This window comes from Paenibacillus sp. FSL R10-2782 (assembly GCF_038592985.1).
Lineage (GTDB): Bacteria > Bacillota > Bacilli > Paenibacillales > Paenibacillaceae > Paenibacillus > Paenibacillus terrae_C.
On the sequence record NZ_CP151951.1, the window covers coordinates 1,437,566 to 1,459,849 of the forward strand.

19 protein-coding genes, 1 pseudogene and 1 riboswitch are annotated in these 22,284 nt (G+C 48.9%); of the genes and pseudogenes, 16 read left to right on the forward strand and 4 right to left on the reverse strand.

From position 1 onward, the window contains the following. Nucleotides 1-183 precede the first annotated feature (183 nt). The 4 genes and pseudogenes from tnpA to NST83_RS06655 all read left to right on the forward strand — a co-directional run bounded on the left by tnpA (nt 184) and on the right by NST83_RS06655 (nt 4,599). Complete coding sequence (gene tnpA, locus NST83_RS06640) at nt 184-582, forward strand: IS200/IS605 family transposase (RefSeq protein WP_137062068.1); 399 nt, start codon at nt 184-186, stop codon at nt 580-582. Between the two features lie 11 nt (nt 583-593). Beyond that, nucleotides 594-1,708, forward strand: a pseudogene (locus NST83_RS06645) (RNA-guided endonuclease TnpB family protein). Between the two features lie 359 nt (nt 1,709-2,067). Continuing rightward, nucleotides 2,068-4,113: a transketolase gene (tkt, locus tag NST83_RS06650; RefSeq protein ID WP_342417040.1), complete on the forward strand. Its 2,046-nt coding sequence runs from the start codon at nt 2,068-2,070 to the stop codon at nt 4,111-4,113. Between the two features lie 171 nt (nt 4,114-4,284). Beyond that, a complete protein-coding gene (locus NST83_RS06655) occupies nt 4,285-4,599 on the forward strand; it encodes a pyrimidine/purine nucleoside phosphorylase (protein ID WP_044644689.1) in 315 nt (104 codons plus the stop codon). Between the two features lie 110 nt (nt 4,600-4,709). On the opposite strand, the gene NST83_RS06660 is transcribed toward NST83_RS06655, so the two are convergent. Beyond that, nucleotides 4,710-5,609 (reverse strand): NAD(P)-dependent oxidoreductase, encoded by a 900-nt coding sequence (locus NST83_RS06660; protein ID WP_342417041.1) that lies wholly within the window; start codon nt 5,607-5,609, stop codon nt 4,710-4,712. Nucleotides 5,610-5,866: 257 nt separating this feature from the next. Between NST83_RS06660 and NST83_RS06665 the strand changes: the two genes are divergently transcribed. The 5 genes from NST83_RS06665 to NST83_RS06685 all read left to right on the forward strand — a co-directional run bounded on the left by NST83_RS06665 (nt 5,867) and on the right by NST83_RS06685 (nt 11,071). Further along, complete coding sequence (locus NST83_RS06665) at nt 5,867-7,222, forward strand: glucose-6-phosphate isomerase (RefSeq protein ID WP_014280425.1); 1,356 nt, start codon at nt 5,867-5,869, stop codon at nt 7,220-7,222. A 149-nt stretch (nt 7,223-7,371) separates the two neighbouring features. Next, nucleotides 7,372-8,004 carry a YigZ family protein gene (locus NST83_RS06670; RefSeq protein WP_014280426.1) on the forward strand — a complete coding sequence of 211 codons (633 nt, stop codon included), beginning with the start codon at nt 7,372-7,374 and terminating at the stop codon, nt 8,002-8,004. A gap of 5 nt (nt 8,005-8,009) precedes the next feature. Further along, nucleotides 8,010-8,591 carry a TetR/AcrR family transcriptional regulator gene (locus NST83_RS06675; RefSeq protein ID WP_342417042.1) on the forward strand — a complete coding sequence of 194 codons (582 nt, stop codon included), beginning with the start codon at nt 8,010-8,012 and terminating at the stop codon, nt 8,589-8,591. A 494-nt stretch (nt 8,592-9,085) separates the two neighbouring features. Continuing rightward, nucleotides 9,086-10,147: a sulfate ABC transporter ATP-binding protein gene (gene cysA, locus NST83_RS06680; protein ID WP_342417043.1), complete on the forward strand. Its 1,062-nt coding sequence runs from the start codon at nt 9,086-9,088 to the stop codon at nt 10,145-10,147. Between the two features lie 153 nt (nt 10,148-10,300). Next, a complete protein-coding gene (locus tag NST83_RS06685) occupies nt 10,301-11,071 on the forward strand; it encodes an MBL fold metallo-hydrolase (RefSeq protein WP_342417044.1) in 771 nt (256 codons plus the stop codon). Nucleotides 11,072-11,080: 9 nt separating this feature from the next. Here NST83_RS06685 and NST83_RS06690 read toward each other — a convergent pair whose 3' ends face one another. Further along, the gene (locus NST83_RS06690; RefSeq protein WP_342417045.1) at nt 11,081-12,574 is read right to left on the reverse strand and encodes a PLP-dependent aminotransferase family protein; all 1,494 of its coding nucleotides are present in this window, start codon (nt 12,572-12,574) and stop codon (nt 11,081-11,083) included. A gap of 131 nt (nt 12,575-12,705) precedes the next feature. Here NST83_RS06690 and NST83_RS06695 point away from each other — a divergent pair, with 131 nt between their 5' ends. After that, nucleotides 12,706-13,617, forward strand: a complete 912-nt coding sequence (locus tag NST83_RS06695; RefSeq protein WP_342417046.1) for an EamA family transporter — start codon at nt 12,706-12,708, stop codon at nt 13,615-13,617. A 116-nt stretch (nt 13,618-13,733) separates the two neighbouring features. Here NST83_RS06695 and NST83_RS06700 read toward each other — a convergent pair whose 3' ends face one another. Both NST83_RS06700 and NST83_RS06705 read right to left on the reverse strand, forming a co-directional pair. Beyond that, nucleotides 13,734-14,534 (reverse strand): Cof-type HAD-IIB family hydrolase, encoded by an 801-nt coding sequence (locus NST83_RS06700; protein ID WP_044644680.1) that lies wholly within the window; start codon nt 14,532-14,534, stop codon nt 13,734-13,736. A gap of 162 nt (nt 14,535-14,696) precedes the next feature. Next, the gene (locus tag NST83_RS06705) at nt 14,697-15,698 is read right to left on the reverse strand and encodes a lipoate--protein ligase (protein WP_342417047.1); all 1,002 of its coding nucleotides are present in this window, start codon (nt 15,696-15,698) and stop codon (nt 14,697-14,699) included. Nucleotides 15,699-15,862: 164 nt separating this feature from the next. Between NST83_RS06705 and cobD the strand changes: the two genes are divergently transcribed. The 6 genes from cobD (at nt 15,863) to NST83_RS06735 (ending at nt 22,232) form a co-directional block, all read left to right on the forward strand. Continuing rightward, nucleotides 15,863-16,966 carry a threonine-phosphate decarboxylase CobD gene (cobD, locus tag NST83_RS06710; protein WP_342417048.1) on the forward strand — a complete coding sequence of 368 codons (1,104 nt, stop codon included), beginning with the start codon at nt 15,863-15,865 and terminating at the stop codon, nt 16,964-16,966. Then, nucleotides 16,956-17,927: an adenosylcobinamide-phosphate synthase CbiB gene (gene cbiB, locus NST83_RS06715; RefSeq protein ID WP_342417049.1), complete on the forward strand. Its 972-nt coding sequence runs from the start codon at nt 16,956-16,958 to the stop codon at nt 17,925-17,927. Before cobD ends, cbiB begins: the two co-directional genes overlap by 11 nt. Before the next feature lie 44 nt (nt 17,928-17,971). Continuing rightward, nucleotides 17,972-18,721, forward strand: a complete 750-nt coding sequence (locus NST83_RS06720; protein ID WP_342417895.1) for a histidine phosphatase family protein — start codon at nt 17,972-17,974, stop codon at nt 18,719-18,721. A gap of 200 nt (nt 18,722-18,921) precedes the next feature. Next, nucleotides 18,922-19,115, forward strand: a riboswitch (cobalamin riboswitch). A 206-nt stretch (nt 19,116-19,321) separates the two neighbouring features. Beyond that, entirely contained in the window at nt 19,322-20,326 is a 1,005-nt protein-coding gene (locus tag NST83_RS06725) for a cobalamin-binding protein (protein ID WP_137062082.1), read from the forward strand. Continuing rightward, entirely contained in the window at nt 20,323-21,369 is a 1,047-nt protein-coding gene (locus tag NST83_RS06730) for an iron ABC transporter permease (RefSeq protein WP_342417050.1), read from the forward strand. Before NST83_RS06725 ends, NST83_RS06730 begins: the two co-directional genes overlap by 4 nt. After that, entirely contained in the window at nt 21,366-22,232 is an 867-nt protein-coding gene (locus tag NST83_RS06735; protein WP_342417051.1) for an ABC transporter ATP-binding protein, read from the forward strand. The genes NST83_RS06730 and NST83_RS06735 overlap by 4 nt, the downstream gene beginning before the upstream one ends. The last annotated feature ends 52 nt before the right edge of the window (nt 22,233-22,284 follow it).

Here is a 22,284-nt window from a genome sequence, read left to right on the forward strand (position 1 = left end):
TTTCGCGATTCTATGATTTTTAAACAATTTTCTAAATTAAGTCACCATCTTCAAGCGTGTTAAGGAACGATAGTTTCAATGGTAAGGTGGAGATGAATTTCAGTTTGGCGTAGCCAAAAAGGTTTGCTTATTATTTGGGTTGGTTTATAATCAGTCGTATCGAGTATAAGGGTTGGTATATCAATGAAATTAGATAGTAATAATCATTCAGTATTCTTATTGTATTATCATCTCGTACTTGTCGTGAAATATAGAAGAAATGTATTTGATGATGAAATATCCGATTATGCAAAAGACATGTTTGTGCGACTTGCGGAGGGTTACAACATAACTCTGATGGAATGGAATCATGACAATAACCATGTTCACGTTCTGTTCAAAGCACATCCGAACACTGAAATGACAAAGTTCATAAATGCGTATAAGAGTGCAAGTTCTCGACTCATCAAAAGAGATTTTCCGCAAGTCAGAAAGAAGCTTTGGAAAGAAATGTTTTGGTCAAGAAGTTTTTGCTTACTTACAACAGGTGGCTTGTCTGTTGAGGTAATAAAGAAGTATATAGAAAATCAAGGCCAAAAGTGAGATAAGAATATATGGCTAAATATAATAAAGCATATAAGTTCCGTTTGTATCCAACAGAGGAACAAGCCCACCTTATGCGTAAAACTTTTGGTTGTGTTCGTTTTGTGTATAACAAAATGTTAGCTGAACGCAAGGAAGTATACAAACAGTTCAAGGACGATAAAGAAGCCTTGAAAAAGCAAAAGTTCCCTACCCCTGCTAAGTACAAAGATGAGTTTGTGTGGCTGAAAGAAGTCGATTCTTTGGCATTGGCTAATGCCCAATTAAACTTGCAGACTGCTTACAGAAATTTCTATAGTGGAACGACTGATTTCCTACATTTAAGAGTAAGAATGCAAGAAAATCATACATAACCCATGTTGTGAACGGAAACATTATGCTTATGAATGGCTATATCAAATTACCAAAGCTCAAACGGGTGAAAGTAAAACAACATAGAGAAATCCCTGCTGAACATATCATGAAGTCATGTACGATCTCGATGACATCCACTGGGAAATACTACGTGTCTATTCTCACTGAATATGAGATGGAACGTATTCAAAAACAAGTCGAAACCGTTGTTGGGTTAGACTTTACAATGGCTGAACTATATGTCGGTAGTGAGGGTGAGAAAGCCAATTATCCTCGTTTCTACCGCCAAATGTTAGATCGTTTAGTGAAAGCACAACGTACCTTATCCAGACGTGTGAAAGGTTCTTCTCGTTGGAACAAGCAAAGGATGGTAGTAGCAAAGCTTCATGAAAAAATCACCAACCAACGAAAAGACTTTCTACATAAGGAATCACACAAATTGGCCAAACGGTATGATGGAGTGGTCATTGAAGATCTCAACATGAAAGGAATGTCGCAAGCCCTGAACTTTGGCAAAAGCGTTGCTGACAATGCTTGGGGAATGTTCACGACATTTCTCCAATACAAGTTAGAGGAGCAAGGAAAAAAACTGATAAAAATAGACAAGTGGTTTCCATCGTCTAAGACTTGCTCGTGTTGCGGTAAAGTAAAGGAATCTCTATCCCTTTCTGAACGTATATTCCACTGTGAATGTGGTTTTGTGTCAGATAGGGATGGGAACGCTTCTATCAATATCAGAAGCGAAGGATTGCGGCTGTTAGAGCAATTATAGCCCACAATAGAGCATGGTTCAGGCTTGATAGCTAAGTAAATTTCGTACCGTTAGGTACGATTACCTTAGAAGCCCTCACCTCTAAGCGTTAGTGTAAGTGGAGGGTAGTTCACATGAGGTTAATACTTTGCGGGTATATTTAAATGAGGACCTGGTACGATATTTCGACAATCAACTTTATAAACGATCTGGCAAACCTGCACGGCAAATGGTACAATGTTTAAGGATGTATAAGTCATATTGAAACATTCAAGCAGATTCACTCACTTCAATGGGCGTCGTTACTATAGGAGACGGCGGTATTGGAGAGCATGACCTAATGCAATTGGCATACTTTTTACAATATGAGGAGGCTAACCATGACTGACCAGAATCAAGCGATTCAAAAGGATGAAAACTCCACGATCGACAATTTGTCCATTACGACAATCCGTACGTTGGCAATTGATGCCATCGAGAAAGCAAACTCGGGACATCCCGGCATGCCGATGGGTTCCGCGCCGATGGGCTACCAACTATTTGCTAAAACGATGAATCATAACCCGAATCACCCTACATGGATTAACCGTGACCGTTTTGTACTGTCCGCTGGACACGGCTCCATGCTGCTGTACAGCCTGCTGCACCTGAGCGGCTATGATCTGCCTATGGAAGAACTGAAACAATTCCGTCAATGGGGCAGCCTTACACCAGGTCATCCTGAGTTTGGACACACCGCTGGTGTAGACGCTACAACCGGACCTCTGGGACAAGGCGTAGCTATGGCCGTAGGTATGGCAATGGCTGAAGCTCAATTGGGCGCAACCTATAATAAAGATCAATTCAAAGTTGTGGATCACTTCACCTATGCAATCTGTGGCGATGGCGATCTGATGGAGGGCCTGTCTCACGAAGCGGCTTCGCTGGCTGGACGTTTGCAATTGGGCAAGCTGATCGTATTGTTTGATTCCAATGATATCACACTGGACGGCAAGCTGAACCTGTCCTCTTCCGAGAGTGTTGCCAAACGCTTTGAAGCATACAACTGGCAAGTGCTGCGCGTAGAAGACGGTAACGACCTTCCAGCGATCCAAAAAGCAATTGAAGAAGCGCAAGGCGACTCCACACGTCCTACGTTGATTGAAGTGAAAACAGTCATCGGCTACGGAAGCCCGAACAAACAAGGTAAAGGCGGACATGGCGGTACTCACGGTTCCCCACTGGGTGCAGATGAAGCCAAGCTGACTAAAGAATTTTACAAATGGGTATACGAAGAGGACTTCCACGTACCGCAAGAGGTTCGCGAGCATTTTGCTAAAGTAAAAGAGCGCGGCATCGCAGCTAACAAAGCATGGGATGAACAGTTCGCGAAATACAAAGCGGCTCACCCTGACCTGGCAGCTCAGTTCGAAACAGCGGTAAACGGCGATCTTCCAGAAGGATGGGACCGTGACCTTCCGAAGTACACGACTGAAGACAAAGCAGTTTCGACTCGCGTGGCTTCCGGTAATGCACTGAACGGATTGGCTCCAAACGTACCGTTCCTGACTGGCGGATCTGCCGATCTGGAAAGCTCCACGATGACACACTTGAACAACCTGACGAACTTTACGCCAGAAGACTATGCTGGCCGTAACATCTATTTCGGTATCCGTGAGTTTGGTATGGCTGCTGCGATGAATGGTATGACATTGCACCAAGGGGTAAAAGTATTCGGCGGTACATTCTTCGTGTTTACGGATTACCTGCGTCCGGCCGTTCGTCTGGCAGCTCTAATGGGATTGCCTGTAACTTACGTTCTGACTCACGACAGTATTGCTGTTGGTGAAGACGGCCCGACTCATGAGCCGATCGAACAATTGGCTTCCCTGCGTATTATCCCGAACCTGACGGTTATTCGTCCGGCGGATGGCAATGAAACTTCCGCTGCTTGGGCTTACACGCTGGAAAACAAGAAAAACCCGGTTGCTCTGGTATTGACTCGTCAAAACCTGCCAATCCTGGCTGCTACTGCTGAACATGCACGCGAAGGTATTAAACGCGGTGCTTATGTCATTGCAGATGCGACAGACGGCAAGCCGGTTGCTCAAATTCTGGCTACGGGTTCCGAAGTACAACTGGCTGTTAAAGCTCAGGAAGCACTGGCGGAGCAAGGTATCCAAGTACGCGTTATCAGCTTCCCAAGCTGGGATTTGTTCGAAAAACAAGACAAAGCATACAAAGATTCCGTTCTGCTGCCTGAAGTAAAAGCACGTTTGGCTGTAGAAATGGCTTATCCACTGGGCTGGGAAAAATATGTCGGCGACCAAGGCGACATTCTCGGTATCAGCACATTTGGCGCATCCGCACCTGGCGACCGCGTCATTAAGGAATATGGCTTTACGGTAGAGAACGTTGTTAATCGTGTAAAAGCTTTGTTGAAATAAAACAACCTATTAAACAGACAGTCGTAACCTGAGTAAGGCTTACGGCTGTTTGTTTCGTACATTGAGGAACTTTGCGGCCGTGTGTATTTTCGTACTGAGGCTTGGAACAAATATATGTTATGATCCATAAATATTCATTCAACCATTGATGAGCAGATGAGGGGATAACGAATGACACAGTTTGATGGAGTCAGCGTAGTTAAAAAAGCAAATATATATTACGACGGTCAGGTTACAAGCCGTACGGTTATTTTGGGTGACGGCAGTAAGGTAACATTGGGAATTATGCTGCCTGGAACGTATGAATTCGGCACGGATTCTCGTGAGATTATGGAGATTTTGGCAGGGGATTTGAAGGTGTTGCTTCCAGGTACTGAGGAATGGCTGGAAATACAGGGAACGGCAACGTTCCACGTGCCTGCGCAATCTTCCTTCAAGCTGGAAGTACGAAGCGTAACGGATTACTGCTGTTCTTACCCGGAATAAGCAGTGAAAAAAGGGCAAGCACCACTTGATTTTAAGCCAAGTGTGCTTCCCCTATAAGCTATGCGATATGTACAAAGCACAGCAACATGGATAACAAAGAAGGATGCGGCTTATTTGAGTGGCTTACCGCCAATAGTGTGGCCGATCCAAGCCTCATAGGTCTTCACGACAGCGGACAAGTCCTCATCTCCGTAGCCTTGCGTTTGACCGGCTTGAAACAGGCTTTTGGCAATGGACAGCATAGGCGCAGGAATGGACTGGTTATCCGTCAGCGAGGCAGCAAGCTTCAAGTCTTTGAGCATCAAGGCCAGTGAGAACTGGTTGCTGAAATCATGCTCGATGATTTTGCGTCCTTTCAGGTCAGCAGCCTTGCTGCCTGCCGATCCGAGCTGTACCAGCTCAAGGAAGCTTTCCGCCGGAATACCGGATTTGGCGGCGATGGCAAAGCCCTCAGCCAGAGCGAGATTGTTAATACCGACCATCGTGTTATGTGCGAGCTTGGCTACGGCCCCGCTGCCATTCGGTCCCATGTGAAGCACCTTTTTGCCCAGCGTATCAAAAACGTCCGACTGTGCGGCAATGGCCTCCGCGTCACCGCCGACCATGAACACGAGCGTACCGTCCACAGCAGCAGGCTTACTGCCCGTTACCGGAGCATCAATGAAGGAACATCCCAGCTTGTCCGCTTCGGCGGCCAGTTGTTTGACCAGCTCAGGTGAAATGGTGCTGTTGTCCATCACAGTTACACCAGGCGTAAGACCGGCAAACACGCCGTCCTCGCCGTAGTAGATATCACGGATCGAGTGATCATCGCTGACCATGGTAATGACCAGCTGCTGGCCTTCAGCCGCCTCACGGGGCGTTGAAGCCGTACGCGCGCCTTGTTCTGCCAGTGGTTCGCAGCGTGAAGCGGTGCGGTTGTAGACCGTGACTCCATATCCCTGCTTCAACAGATTGGATGCCATTGGGGCGCCCATGGTGCCCAGTCCGATAAATCCGATGTTTTTCATAGCTAATCACCTTTCTTGTTGGAGGTTGCCGTCCGATGCAGATACACGAGTTCGGCTTGAATGGATTGTTTATATATAGGGGTTGATCTCTATTTATTGTAGCATGGGTATCCCACGCTATCTACACTAGGGCCTGGCAAGGCACCGGACACATAGGTAACGCAAGCTTGTCAGGCCCTGCAAATTAAAGTATCCTATTCCTAAGTCCTTATGTTCGTATTCATGGTCTTAGCAATACAAAACAGGAGGTTCCAAACATGTCTAAAAAAGTTATTTTCGATTACACCAAAGCGCTCTCCTTTGTAGGACAGCACGAAATTGATTATTTTGCAGAACCGATCAAGCTGGCTCATGAGCAGCTGCATAACCAAACCGGTGTAGGTTCCGATTTCCTGGGTTGGATTGACTTGCCTACCAATTATGATAAAGAAGAATTTGCACGCATCCAAAAAGCTGCTGCAAAAATCCAAAGTGATTCCGAAGTGCTGATCGTCATCGGCATCGGCGGTTCTTACCTTGGCGCACGCGCTGCGATTGAAATGCTGTCGCATTCCTTCCACAATGCACTGCCTAAGGACAAGCGCAAAGGCCCGGCTGTTTATTTTGCAGGCAATAACATCAGCTCTACATATGTGAATCATCTGTTGGAACTGATTGAAGGAAAAGACTTCTCCGTGAATGTCATTTCCAAATCAGGTACAACAACAGAGCCAGCTATCGCTTTCCGCGTATTCCGTGCGGCTCTGGAGAAAAAATACGGTAAAGAAGAAGCGCGAAAACGTATTTATGCAACAACCGATAAAGAACGTGGCGCTTTGAAAAAACTGGCCAACGAGGAAGGCTACGAATCCTTCATTATTCCTGATGATGTAGGTGGCCGTTACTCCGTGCTGACAGCAGTAGGCTTGCTGCCGATTGCTACAGCAGGTATTAACATTGAGGAAATGCTCCAAGGGGCGGCAGACGCTTCCAAGGAATACAGCAATCCGAATGTAGCTGAGAACGAGGCTTACCAATATGCAGCCGTTCGTAACGCGTTGTACCGCAAAGGTAAAGCTATTGAAATTCTTGTGAACTATGAGCCGTCTCTGCATTTCGTTTCCGAGTGGTGGAAACAATTGTACGGCGAAAGCGAAGGCAAGGATTACAAAGGGATCTACCCTGCTTCCGTTGACTTCTCGACAGACCTGCACTCCATGGGACAATTCATTCAGGAAGGTAGCCGCAACATTTTCGAAACGGTTATCCAAGTGGAAAATGTACCTAGCCACATCACCATCGAAGCAGATGAGGATGATCTGGATGGATTGAACTTCCTGGCAGGCAAAACGGTGGACTTTGTAAATAAAAAAGCATTCCAGGGTACATTGCTGGCTCACACAGACGGACAAGTACCAAATCTGATCGTGAACATTCCTGACCTGAGTCCTTACTCCTTTGGGTACCTGGCTTATTTCTTCGAAAAAGCTTGCGGCATCAGCGGCTACCTGTTGGGTGTAAATCCGTTCGATCAACCAGGCGTGGAAGCTTACAAGAAAAACATGTTTGCCCTGTTGGGTAAACCAGGCTTCGAAGAGCAAAAAGCGGAGCTTGAAGCGAGATTGTCCGAATAAGGAAGCTGTAAACTCCTGAATGAAACAGGATTTCAGATAGGAGCGTTATAGCGTGTAGCACCAAATAAAGTACAGGAAAGCAGTTCACCGGCTGCCAGAAGCGGGGGACTGCTTTCTTGTAAAATGAAGTAAGGAAGGTTATTTGTGATATGTTGGAACAATACCGAACTGTACGCGGCTCCGGCAGCAAGGAAATTGTGATCCGGAAATCCCGTTTTATCGGTCACATCCAGCCTGTTCAGACCGAGGAAGAAGCGGCGGCTTTTATCGAGCGCATTAAAAAAGAGCATTGGAACGCAACCCATAATTGTTCTGCCTATATGATCGGGGAACGAGACGAAATCCAGAAGCAATCGGATGACGGTGAACCGAGTGGTACGGCGGGCAAGCCTATTTTGGAGGTTATCCGTAACCAGAAGCTGAAAAATGTGGCAATTGTCGTTACCCGTTACTTTGGGGGGATTTTGCTGGGAGCAGGCGGTCTGATTCGTGCCTATTCAGACGGTGCTGTTGCAGCCATTGAGGCAGGGGATGCGATTACGCGTGTGCTGCATCGTGAAATTTTTGTGGAATTGGATTACACCTGGTTGGGCAAAGTGGAAAATGAATTGCGAAATCGCAGCATCCGTACAGGAGAAACCATGTTTACGGATAAAGTTACCTTAACCTGTCTGCCGCTGGCTGGTGATGCGGAATCCTTCAGCAACTGGATAACAGACTTGACACAGGGACAATCGCTTGTGTCGGAGGGAGAGCAGCTTTACTTTATTGAAGGGGAATAAAAAATATGGCTAGAAGAGCAGTAGAACAGGAGTTGTCAAGAGGGCGGATTCTGGAAGCGGCCAGGCACTTGTTTATTACCAAGGGCTACCGTGCTATTTCAATGCGCAGCATTGGCCAGCATCTGGGTTACAGTCATGGTTCATTATACTATCATTTTAAAGAGAAGGCTGAACTGTTCTACGCCATTGTGATTGAGGATTTTAATACGTTACGCGGGATTTTACTGCAAGGAGCAATAGGCACGCTGGAGGATGGTCTGAACAGACTGGAGCACTTGATGCTGGAGTTTATCCGTTTTGGCTTGGAAAATCCTTATCAATACGAAATTATGTTCATGATGCATGATGAAGAACTGTTCGCTTACTGTCGCACGGAGCAAAACCGTTGTGTGGAATTATTCGCGTCCATGATCCGTCAGGAATTAAGTGGTCAGGGACATTCAGAGGAAGATTGTTCACGAGTACCGCAAAGTCTGTTTTTGTCTATGCACGGCTTTGTGTCCTTTTACATTCAGGATGGTTTAACATTTGAAGAGATCAGGCCCGCTGCTTTGGCACATGTAAAGCTGCTGTGCAGAAACCTATGAGCGTACCTGCAATCACACGCCTCGGCTATGAATCTGTAGGACGCTTTTCTGGGTATATTCACTTCATGACGGTGCCTTATCATTACGGTACTTTGCGAAAGCGACTAAGATTGTAACAGACGATGATGCATCCAGCAGGAGAACATCATGGTCTGTTTTTTTACATGGTCAGCCCTTTATGACTTTTACATGATACTGGCGCAGCGTGTAATATCACGCATCTCATCTCGTCCGCTAGTGGATAATTCTAAAGTATGCAACATTATTCCCCTCTCCCTTCTTCTTATTACTTTACCCATTTTACTTTACCCAATGAACACCTGACGTAATATATAGAGTTGACGACGAAAGCTTTCCTTTGATAAAGTATCACATAAGAAAAACATAGTATATACATTGGAATAATAATATGATTTCAAATGAGGTATGCGCTTTGCCGTAAGCAAGGTTGCTGCTCCTGCACAGGTTCAGAAGCGGAAAGGAAGTGTACGGTTATGCATGTAGAAGTAAGGGGTTTAAACAAGCATTTCGGTAATTTTCACGCGGTTAAGGACGTATCCTTTGATATTCAAGCGGGTCATTTGATTGGTTTACTCGGTCCGAGTGGTGGCGGTAAAACGTCCATTCTTCGGATTTTGGCGGGTCTGGAGCAACCGGATGCGGGCGAAATTCATTTTCACGGAAAAAGGGTAAACGAGCTGGCCCCGCAGGAACGCGGAATTGGATTTGTATTTCAAAACTATGCTTTGTTCAAGCATATGAGCGTGTACGACAATATTGCCTTTGGTCTAAAAGTGAAAAAAAGCTCCAAAGCCCGCATCAAGGAACGCGTCACAGAGCTGGTCGAGCTGACAGGACTTAAAGGCTTCGAGCATCGTTATCCGCATCAGTTGTCCGGTGGACAGCGGCAGCGGGTTGCTTTTGCGCGTGCCTTGGCACCAGAGCCTCAATTGCTGCTGCTGGATGAGCCTTTTGCAGCCATTGACGCCAAGATTCGCCAGGAGCTGCGTACCTGGCTGCGAGAGTTGATTGAGCGGGTGGGGATCACTTCAATTTTCGTCACCCATGATCAGGATGAGGCTATTGAAGTAGCCGATGAAATTATGGTGATCAATCAGGGACGGCTGGAGCAGAAGGGAACACCTTGGGATATCTATAAAAAGCCGGGGACGCCGTTCGTAGCTTCCTTTATCGGGGAATCGACGGTGATCGAGCAAGCGGACAGTCTCAAAGGCTTCGAGGAAGCTGCCGGAACGGGAGCATGTGCCTTGATCCGTCCGGAGTATATTGATGTCGGGCCAAGCGAGGAGTTTGCGCTTTTGTCGGCGACCGAGGAAGGCATTGTGAAGCATTTGCATTTTCGGGGGAGTGAATGGATGGTTGAAGTACAGGTCGGGGATCACCGGCTCATGACGTACCGTTCATTAGAGAAGTCCACGCTGGAGCCTGATCAGCAGGTGCGCGTGCTAGTGCATCGGGCTTATCTGTATAACGACCAGTCCAGTTGGATGGTGGAAAACCGTCTCAAGAAGGATCCAATGCCTGTTATGATTTAAAATTTTAACGCGATCAAACATAAAGGGGATGTCCGCCTGTATTTAGGGGTTTGGGGCATGCTCCTTTTGGCGTTGGGAGTGGAGGATTTACGCAAGGTTGGTGTGTTCGATATAATAGTAGTAAAAACAACCAGTATAGATAGGAGTTAAACCATGAATCGGCTTATTTTTCTTGGCACGGGGGATGCGATGGGTGTTCCGCGTGTGTATTGTGATTGTCTCGTATGTACGGAGGCCCGCACGACAGGGGCAAATGTGAGGCTGAGGTCGTCTGTACTGATCGAAAGCGAGACGGAGGACTTTATGATTGATTGCGGCCCGGACTGGTCCAAGCAGATGGAAATACGCGGGCTTCGCTTCATCCGTACGATCCTCGTGACGCATGCACATTTTGACCATATTGGAGGACTGCCGGAATGGGCGGATGCCTGTCGCTGGACCGGGAACAGAGGTCGTTTGTACGCTCCACAAGAGGTCATCGACACGATCCTGCGTCAATTTTCCTGGCTTCCGGGGCATATTGACCTTATCCCTGTCGATCAGGGAGCCTTGCTTGGAGGATGGAATATCCGGGGTTGGCGTGTGAATCACGGGAAGAACGGATATTCTTACGCTTATCGATTGGAAAAGGACGGCTTCTCGTGGGCCTACTGTTCGGATTCAATCGGACTAAATGATGCGGAAATTCTGCCCCTGCACAATCTGGATATGCTCATACTGGGAACGAGCTTTTATCATGAAGAGGCCGTATATGCAACCCGCTCGGTATATGACATGTTGGAGGCTCAGGAGCTTATAGAGAGACTCCAGCCCAACAGCACCGTGTTTACACATATGTCGCATGATGTGGATGTCACACGCAACTACGGGCTTCTGGATGGGATCAGCCTGGCACGGACTGGAATGAGCCTGCCATTGGAATAATGCTGTCCCTTACATCGTTCGGCTGATGCGGAGAAGGGTCGCGATGCCTTCTTTAATTTGCAACTCATTGGCATACGAATAGGACAATCTCACATGTGTTTTGCCTTCCTCGCCAATCGGATCGAATACATTACCTGGTACGAAGGTGACCGACTCCTGTACGCATTTGGCGAGCAGTTCATTAGGTTTCAACGTAGAAGGCAACTGGAGCCACAGACTGAGGCCACCTGCCGGGCTGGTCCATGTCCAGCCGGAATCGCGGAGGCTGTCTTCCATCGTTTCCTTACGGATCTGGAGCGCGATACATATCTTTTTGAGATGCTGCTGCATGCGTGGAGATTGAAAGTATTGCAGGAACAGCTTTTGATTCAGCAATGGCGAGCCGTTATCTACCAGTGCTTTGACGTTCAGCAGGCTGTTCATGAGCTGTGGTCGGCAGGTCACGGCTGCGATTCGCAGACCTGGCGCGACATATTTGCTATAGCTGCGAATGTAGACGACGCTTCCCGAAATATCATAAGCGAAAATAGGTAAAGGCGGCTTTTGCCCAAAGCTGATGTCATAGGTACTGTCGTCCTCGACAATAAGGCAGCCGTAGCGCTCGGCCAGCTCGGGCAGACGTTTGCGCTGTTCATCGGGTACCGTGAAGCCAGTCGGGTTATGAAACGTTGGATTGATATAGAACACACGTGGCTTTTCTGTCTTCATGCACCATTCAATGTGTTCCATATCATAGCCTTCCGGTCGGATATCGGTCATGGTCAGGCGCGCACCTTGTCTGCGGAATATTTCCATAGCAGGGCCATAAGCGGGACGCTCGGTCAATACGCGATCCCCTGTCCGGATCAGAGAACGGGAAATCAGGTCGATGGCCTGCTGTGCTCCGGAAGTAATCAGTACTTCGTCTGGTGACAATGCAAAATGCTTATCGACGCTAAAATGCTGCGCCATCGCATCCCGAAGCTCGGAATCGCCCTGTACAGAGGAATAAGTGGCCGCTACTTTCGGATGCTTTTCAAATACCTGCATCATCAGCTCACCCCAATATCGGTTGGGCAGGAGAGACGGGTCAATCAGCGCTTTGGAAAACTGAAAATTCGCATTCACCGATTGAACGCGGCTAAGTCCATCCATTCCTCTCCAGGCTGAAACAGACGGATCATCTGCCGCATGGGCGGATTCGGAGTGAAACGTAAGGTCAATGGATGAATGCCCCGGGTAGCCAGCATATTTCGCATGGCCGGTCGCTGGGGAAGCATGAACATAATATCCAGATTTGTCCTTTACATAAACCAGTCCCCGTTGCTTCAACTCCTGATAGGCCCGGAAAACGGTTAGCCGATGTACACCCAGCTCCTGAGCCAGGCTTCTTACGGACGGCAGCTTCGTGTCTGCTTGCCAATCCCCGCGATCAATCCGCACAGTCACATAATGGATGACCTGCTCATACAGCTTTAAGGCATGATCGGCTGGAAAGAGTAATTCGCTGTTGTTCTTGCCCACTCGCTCCACACTCCTTTTGTGTATTTTACTATAAAACATTTCAAAACCGCATACAACTGTTCTGTAGGTATACATCTGTTCTGTTCGTCTCCCTGTATGCTTGAAAGCAATTGAAGGGAGAGGGACGTATCATGATTGGTATCGCGTTTACGATAATGTGTCTTATTTTTGGTACAACGTTTTTGGCAATAAAAGTGGGAGTAGAAGCGGGACTTCCGCCGTTTTTTTCGGCAGGCGTACGTTTTTTCGCGGCAGGAGCTATTTTGTTTATCGCCATGAAGATGATGGGAAAAGTTCGCTGGTCGTTATTATGGCGGAAGGAAATGGTACTCATTGGAGCGGGAACGACCTTTGGTACGTTTTCAGCCTTGTATTGGGCAGAGCAATATGTCAGTTCGGGGATCGGAGCTATTTTGTCAGCTACCGGACCGATGATGATTGTTATTTTGCAATCAATGCTGCTAAGGAAAAAAACGTCGCGGATTACAGTCATTGGCTGCATGATCAGCTTTCTTGGCGTCGTGCTGGTGGTGCTGCCCGGATTGGCGGTTCAGATTAGCGGCCTGTGGCTGGCGGGATGCCTTGTCATTTTGCTGGGGGAGCTCTGTTATTCCGGGGGTGCTCTTTATTCCAAGCGGGTGATGGATGTATTTCGTGAAACCAACCCGATTGCTCTGAATGCGGTGCAAATGCTCCATGGGGGATGGATGCTGCTGTTACTGTCTGCGATTACGGAGCCGTGGAGTTCTGAGGGGTGGCAGTACCTTCCTGCCATGGGCTCTTTATTGTATCTGATTCTGTTTGGTTCGATGATTGCACATACACTGTTTTACTGGCTCATGGAGCGTACAAATCCTCTTTTCCCGACGACGTGGTTGTATATTTCACCGCCGATTGCGGTGGGATTGGGAGCCTTGGTGTATGGAGAGCATGTAAGCTGGTGGATGCTGGCGGGAGTGGTGCTCATTGTGACCGGATTAATGCTTATGAACAATGGAATGATTCGTCTGGTGAACAGGCGAAAGGTGCGTTCTGCTGCCTGATATTCAGAAGCTGTTAGGCACCCTATGATAGGACAGAAAAAACCTCCAAGCTGCCGCGTGTTACTGAATATGCGACGTTTGGAGGTTTTGTTGTGTTGCTATTTCATTAGCACAAATTATTCAGCATTCAGCACGAATTTGTCGATGGCGTGCTTAACACCGTCTTCGTTATTGCTGCTAGTAATGTAATCAGCCAGCTTTTTCAAATCAGGAATGGCATTCTCCATCGCTATGCCGAGGCCTGCGCATTCGAGCATTTCGTGATCATTCCAGGAGTCGCCGATTGCAATCGTTTCGGACAGATCACAGCCGTAATGGTTAGCAAGGAACGTAAGAGCGTGACCCTTAGTGCCTTCATGATGCATGATTTCCAGAAAATGAGGCTTGGATTTGGTAATATGCACTTCATCACCAAGCAGCTCGCGCAGTTCTGGAATCAATTTGTCAAGCACTTCCGGCTCGTCAATAATCAGCATTTTAGGCGTAGGAAGTTCTACCAATTTGCTGAATACAGGCTCAACAAAATATTCCGTATTGTTTAGCGCGGTGTAATCTTTGATTTTCTGATTATCTTCACGTGTGTACAATTTGTCATCTATATACGTTTGCAGATGCAAATTGCGTTCCACGCAGAATTCATACAAGCGACGTGCAGCCACGAGTGGAACATAACGCTCATACAGCACGTTTTCGTCCAGCAGGTTTTTAATCAAGGCACCTTGGTACGTAATGATCGGAACGTTCAAGCCAGTTTGGCGGGCGAGTTGTTTGGCAGATGCATAAGCACGTCCTGTTGCAAGTGTAACCACGACACCTTTGGCTACAGCAGCTTCAAGCGCCAGTTGCGTTGCAGGAGTAACTTCTTTCTGGTCGTTAATGAGTGTATCATCAATATCAATGGCAATTAATTTATACATACCGGTATTCTCTCCTTTATCTCTATCATGGGGCAATGTCCAAATTGTATCTTATAATATTCAAAATGACAATATCACAATGAAAAGGGGACGACTCCCTTAAGAGCCTGTCCCCTTATAACCACTGAAGAATTGGATTGAATCAATGGGAAAAAGTGGCTGTTAGTCTTCCAAAAATACGAGTCCTACAAAATCGTCCAGCTCAATATTTCCGAAATAATGCTTCAAATCAAGAGGGGACAAGGCTTGACGAACCTCCCCTTCATCGTAGCGTTTGCCGCGCAGAATATTTTCAATATCAGCGACGTCACCCACACCGAAGAAATCGCCGTAGATTTTAATATCACGGATGTGGCCTTCCTTGAGATCCATGCGGATATCAATAATGCCAACCGGAAATTTACGTGTGTGCTTGATATTGCTTTCAGGGGATTGACCATAGTTCCAGTCCCACGATTGGTAGCGTTCAGCGGAAATTTCATGGATTTTGGCCCAGTCGGCATCGGTTAGCTTATATTGGGGTACCTGGTCCAGCTCTGCACCGAATATGTAACGCAGCAGCTCTTCGCGGAATTGCTCAATGGTCATCTCACGGTCCATTAGCTCGCTGATGTTAGCGACGCGGCTACGGACAGATTTAGTACTTTTGGATTTAAACTTCTCTGGATTGGCATGCAGTGATGCAGCCACATTGTCCAGGTTCAGGTTAAACATCAATGTACCGTGGCTGAACATGCGTCCGCGCGTGGCAAATTGGGCGTTCCCTGAAATTTTGCGCTCACCGACCTGAAGATCGTTGCGTCCAGTCATTTCGGCTTCCACACCCATTTGGCGCAGGGCGTCTATGACAGGCTGCGTGAATTTGAGGAAATTATGAAAGGACTCCCCGTTATCCTTTGTAATGAAGCTGAAATTTAAATTACCGAGGTCATGATATACAGCCCCGCCGCCGGACAGGCGACGAACGACTTGAATGTTGTTGTCTCTGACAAACTCGGCGTTGATTTCTTCAATGGTATTTTGATGCTTGCCTATAATAATAGAAGGCTGATTAATGTAAAACAGCAGATAGCTGTCGTCCAACTGAAGATGCTTGAGCGCGTACTCCTCAATGGCAAGATTAATGGCTGGATCGTGTATGCCCTGGTTGTCGATGAACAGCATGTCCATTCCTCCGTATATACAAACTGTGTAGTTTTATGTGTAGCTCTTTCTATTGTAACCCAAGTCAGCGACGTACACAAAAGCTCATTTGCATTGACGGGACGCAAAAAGCAGTCCCATAATGGAGCTAAATGATTCGGAACGGTCGGAAAGGATGATAGGCAATGATAGAGGTTTACGGTCACGGCGGGGACAGGGAGACGGCTGCGGCGACATTCGGCGGGGCGGCTGCGGATTTTGTAGATTTTAGCGCAAATATTAATCCGCTGGGTCCGCCACCGGAGGTGCTTGAGGTGCTGCAAAGTGCGTTGGACACTGTGGTTCGCTATCCAGATCCCGGGCACCGGAATTTTAAAAATATGCTGGCGCGGCGACTGCATGTTCCACCAGAGTCGCTGAGTATCGGAAACGGCGCGGCTGAGAGCATGGCGTTGCTGTTACTGGGACTGGCTCCCAAGCGTGTAGGCACGGTGGAGCCGTGCTTTTCGGAATATGCAGAGCTGGCGGGTAAATTCGGAGCCGAGGTAAGCCGGGTGTACGGCAAGGCCTCGCTTCAATGGAAGGCGGACGTGGAAGACATACTTCAGCTCATGGAGCAGGTGGATGTTCTGTTTCTCGGTCAGCCGAATAATCCGAACGGTGTACAATACGGCGATCAGGAGCTGCGCGAGCTGGCAGAGGCAGCGGGGAAAACCGGCACCGTGCTGGTGGTGGATGAAGCGTTTATTGATTTTATCCCGCTAGAGCGGCAAATTTCACTGCTGCCTGTGCTGGATCGGTATCCTCATGTGATTTTGATCCGGTCGATGACGAAATTTTATGCCATTCCAGGCTTGCGCTTGGGCTACGCGGTTGCTCATCCGGATTATATCCGGCGAATGACGGCCAAGCAGGTAACCTGGAGCGTGAACGGACTGGCGTTGCTGGCTGGTGAGGCATGTTTGCGAAGCGGTGAGGCGTATGAGCGCCGCACGCAGGAGCTGATTGCTACGGAACGTAGTCGTCTGCTGACCGCTTTGGCGGAATGGGGCTGTGGTGTCATCCCCGGTGAAGCGAATTACGTGCTGGCACGGGCGCCGGGGACGTGGAGCGCATCGGCCATTCAACAGGCGCTTGGACAGCGCGGGATTCTTATACGGAGCTGTGCCATGTACCCGGGGCTAACGACGAGCCATTTTCGAATTGCGGTCAAGGACGCGGAAGCCAACGGTATGCTACTGTCTGTATTGGGTGAAGTGCTGGAGGAGGAACGGCGGCGTGACAGTTAGCTTGATCATGATGGCTGCATATCTTCTGGACAGGCTGATCGGCGATCCGAGGTGGTTGCCACATCCGGTCATCGGCATGGGACATGCCATTTCTGCCTTGGAAAAGGCGATTCGCCGCCGGGTTCACAGTGACCGTGGTTTGAAACGCGCTGGCTTGCTGCTGCCACTAATTGTGGTGGGCGGCTCCTTCGCGCTTGCCTGGGCGCTACTGCGCTGGCTTGCCTGGATTCATCCGTGGCTGTCTATCGGCGCGGAAATGGTGCTGATCGCCACCACGATTGCTTCCAAAGGACTAAAGGACGCGGGAATGGCAGTCTATCGGGAATTGAAGGCGGGTGACCTGCCTGTGGCACGCCGGGAGCTGGGGATGATCGTCGGGCGGGATACGCAGCAGCTTGATGAGCCTGAGATTGTACGCGGTACCGTCGAAACAGTGGCTGAAAATATCGTGGACGCGATTATTTCCCCGCTTTTTTATGCCCTGATCGGGGGAGCACCCTTAGCGCTGGCTTATCGTGCCGTGAATACCCTCGATTCCATGGTTGGCTACAAAAATGAAAAGTATCTGCATTTGGGCTGGGCCTCGGCACGTCTGGATGATGTCGCTAATTACATCCCGGCACGCCTGACAGCGGGGATGCTGGTAGTAGTGGCGTGGATTTATCGGCATGATGCTGGACGTAGCTGGCGTACGGTAAGGCGAGATGCGCGGCTGCATCCCAGTCCGAACAGTGGCTTTCCAGAATCAGCAGTTGCGGGTGCGTTGGGAATTCGCCTCGGGGGCTATAATGTATATCATGGCGTGCGCTCCTTCCGTGCATATATGGGAGAGCAGGTACGACCGACGGAGCCGGATGATATCCGACATACGATCCGGCTGATGTTTGCCGTGTCCAGCATGTTTGCGGGATTGTGTCTGTTCGTGTCCGCCGGATGCTATGCATTGGGGTGGACGCAGTGATGAAGCGTGACGCACCGAACACTGGGAATAGAGCAGGAAGTGAGATGACCTTGAAGCATGATTTTACAGAACATCCGCCATGGGATTTGGAGCTTGTGCTGGTACGTCACGGCACAACCTTATGGAACAGGGAACGTCGATATCTGGGGCACTCCGATCTGGGCTTGCTACCGGGAGCAGAGCAGGAATTAGAGCCTTTGCGGGAAAAATTACAGAGATATTCCTTTGCCCGAATCTATTGCAGTGACTTGATACGTTGTCGTCAGACCTTGCAGATCATTTTGCCAGAATCGGAACTGAAACCAGATAATATGTCTGCTTGGTCTGCCATCATGGAGCCACGTCTGAGAGAGCTTCATTTTGGGGAATGGGATGGAAAAACGTATGACATGCTCAAGGATGAGGCGTTGTACCGCGCGTGGATTAATGAGCCGCAAAGGGTTACGCCGCCGGGTGGAGAGCCCTGGAAAGACTTTGTGAACCGCCTTGGTGAATTTCTAGGCTCTTTGTATGAGTGGCCTAAAATGATGGATGTTCAGAAAACAGAATTGTCTGATGCTCCGCCTTCCGTTCTGGTCGTTACGCATGGGGGAGTGATTCGTCAGTTGGCTTGTATGCTGGTACCGGGGCATGATTTTTGGAGCCTGAATCCGAAGCCGGGAGCGGCCATTACGATTCAGTTGAGGTTGGCGCAAAAGCTGCTTGAAGATTTAACCACTACCCGTTCTACAACATCGCATCTGGATTTGGCTACAGGGCACAAATTCACCGGATGGCTGGTCGAGCAGACATGATGTTTATAGCTCTTCTCCGCATTCGCTACTCTTGAAAAACCGGGATAAACTAACTACCTATATACTTCTCATGGTCACAGACATAGGGCAGGTTAACAGGCGGTTTGGGTTGTAAGCCAGTCTTTTTTAACCTATAATCATCAAGTAAAAGAACGGCTTGACCAGCACTACATCAAATATCCAGCAGACGAGGTCGGCGCAGTGGGATGAACCCCTCGGGTTCTTTCCGGTGCGCTGTTAAAAGGGAAGTCGGTGTAAATCCGGCGCGGTCCCGCCACTGTAAATGGAAAATTGCCAGCCCGCTCTGCTTTATGTGCCACAAGCTTATGAAGGAGCAGCAGGCTGTCGCATGTTTCTGTAAGTCAGGATACCTGCCCGTCTGCCTGTCACCATAGTCCTTCGAGGAAAGGATGACGTGTTCGCAGTGACTGTCCATGCGGAAGAAACTGCCGCCTGCGTACGATCTGCGCTAACGTGACCCCTGTGTCCTTATCTGAGGATGCAGGGGTTTTTTGAAAGGAAAAGAAGGCTGGATTTTGCAGATATCGGATGATGTTCAAGTGACGCTCTTAAAAGAATTTATATGGAGGGGTGTAAATCATGGCAGGGAATAGAATAAAGGTCTGGACTACAGGCTTATTGGCTCTGGTCTTGGCGGTTGTGCTGAGTGCATGTGGAGCTAACGGAAAGAACGCTGAAAATAAAGGGGATCAAGCCTCACAGCAACCGGGACAGACGGCAACCGCTCAGGAGCCTCCGGGCAAAACGGTCTACCCGCTGACCATTAAGGATGCGACCGGGCAGGAGTTTACATTCAAAAAAGCGCCGGACAAAATCGTTTCCGTCTCTCCGGCTGAAACCGAGGCGCTGTTCGCCATCGGACTGGATAAGGAAATTGTCGGTGTATCGGACTATTCGGATTACCCGGAAGCAGCTACGAAGAAGCCCAAAGTGGGCGGCATAATGAAGCCGAATGAAGAGGCGATCATTGCTGCGAATCCGGAAGTCGTTTTTGCAGGGATATCACTCAGTGAGCAGGCGACAACCAAGCTGCGTGACCTGGGAATTATGATTTTTAAAACCGAGCCGAAAACGGTTGAAGATGTCATGGCTAACATCGAACTATATGGGAAAATTACCGATCATCAGAAAGAAGCGAGAGCGGTAACCGACAAGATGAGAGCCGATGTAGCGGAAGTGAAAAACGGTGTTAAAAATATCGGTAAAGGGCAAAAGCTGAGAGTCTACGTCGAATTTTCACCCGGCTGGACGGTCGGCAAGGGCGAGTTTATGGACGAGCTGATTTCTTTGGCGGGCGGCGAAAATGTGGCTGCAACGCAAAAAGGCTGGTATCAGATCAGTGAGGAAAATATTATAGCGGCCAATCCGGACGTCATTTTATACAGCAAAAATGTCAAGGACGACAAAACAGGCCAGACACTGGGCGATATCATCAAAGCCCGTAGTGGGTGGGATCAAATATCAGCTGTTCGTCTCAACCGGGTGTTTGCCGTGGATGATAATTTGATCAGTCGTCCGGGTCCGCGCGTAACGGAAGGTCTCAAGGAAGTGGCCAAGGGCGTGTATCCTGAAATTTTCAAATGAATCGTAGGCTGATCGGCTTTGGAGGGGCAGGCCTCGCCTTATTGCTGCTGACGCTGCTGCTCTGTCTCGGCATCGGCTCGGCCAAGCTTCCCGTCAGCCAAATCGCGGGTATTCTGGCCAACCATCTGCCGTGGTTAGGTGAGACGGTCACACCGGATTGGAATACATCCACAGAGCAGATTATTTTGAAGGTCAGACTGCCGCGTGTGTTACTGGGTATGCTGGTAGGCGCAGCGCTTGCGCTGGCGGGAGCTGGATTTCAGGGTGTGCTGCGCAATCCGCTGGCTGATCCGTACACGCTGGGGGTATCCTCGGGGGCTTCGGTAGGGGCAGCGGTACTGATTTATTGGGGGCTTCAATTTTCGTTTGTAGGCGTATGGACACTGCCGCTGGTGGCATTTACGACCGGAATGCTGACGTTGTGGATGGTGCTGACGCTGGCGAGGGAAGGCGGCAAAATTCCGACGCAGAGCCTCATTTTATCGGGCGTGGTGATGCAGTCTTTTCTGGGAGCGGTCGTTTCCTTTCTGACAGCTATGTCGAAGGAGACAGTCAATGAAATATTGTACTGGACGATGGGAAGCCTCAGTCTGCGCGGCTGGTCATATACGGGCATTCTTTTACCTTATGTGATCATTGGACTGGTGTTTCTATGGAACCGGGCACGAGTACTGAATATTCTGGCTTTGGGTGAACGTCAGGCAGCTCATATAGGGGTTCATGTAGATGCAACGAAGCTATCCGTTCTCATCGTATCCACGCTGCTGACAGCCGCGGCAGTCTCGGTATGTGGAGTGATTGGCTTTGTAGGACTCGTTGTACCGCATATCATCCGTCTGGTGACGGGTCCTGACTATCGGATGATCGTTCCGTTATCTGCGCTGGGCGGGGCTATTTTTATGGCTTGGGCCGATACTGCGGCGCGTACATTGCTGGCTCCGACGGAAATTCCGCTTGGTGTCATGACAGCCTTTGTCGGTGCTCCGTTCTTCGCATATCTCTTGTACCGGAACAAGAAGCTGCGCAGGGGGGGATTGCTGTGAAGGAGCTAGGTGGACCACAAAAGCTGCGGGTCCGTGCCTTGGAGATTACCAGTCTGAGTCGTGATTTCGGTGAGTTCCATGCGTTAAAAAATATTAGCTGGAGCATAGACGAAGGAGATTGGTGGGGGATCATCGGTCCGAACGGAAGTGGAAAATCGACGTTGCTGCATCTGCTTTCCGGTGTGGATCACCCCACTTCGGGCAACGTGCTTGTATATGGTAAAAAGGTCAGCAGCTATGGCAGAAAGGAGCTTTCCCGTCTCGTAGCTGTACTCCAGCAGGAAGGGCTTCCCCCGGTCGGTTACACGGTAAGGGAAGTCGTGGAAATGGGGCGATTTCCCCATCAGGACTGGTTTGGCAGAGAAAAGTTGGAAAAGGAAAAAGGGATGGACCCGGGAATCATCACGGATCGTGTGCTGGAGAGGCTAGGTCTTACCAGCTTGGCGGACAGGCCGTTAGACCGTTTGAGCGGGGGACAACGGCAGCGCGTGGCTTTGGCGAAGGTGATGGTGCAGGAGCCGCAGATTTTGCTGCTGGATGAGCCTACAACCTATCTGGATCTGCGCTATCAGCTTGAATTTATGGAGCTGCTGGCGGAATGGCGCCGGGAAACAGGTGTGACGATTATATCTGTTCTGCATGATCTCAATTTGACTGCCCAGTTTTGTGATGATTTGCTGGTGCTCAAGGATGGAATGGTTACAGGGTTAGGGGCTTCATCTGAGCTGTTAACAGAGGAACAAATACGCCATGTGTATGGTGTTGAGCCTGTAATGTTGCCTCATCCGGATAGTGGTGTGCCGCAGCTTTTACTGCGAAGACGTGCAAGGGATGTATCTGGTCAGGGTGAACGACTTGAGTAGCTTGCTTGAGTCAAGTGCTGAAGCAACAGAATTTACGATGAGATCGCTAAAT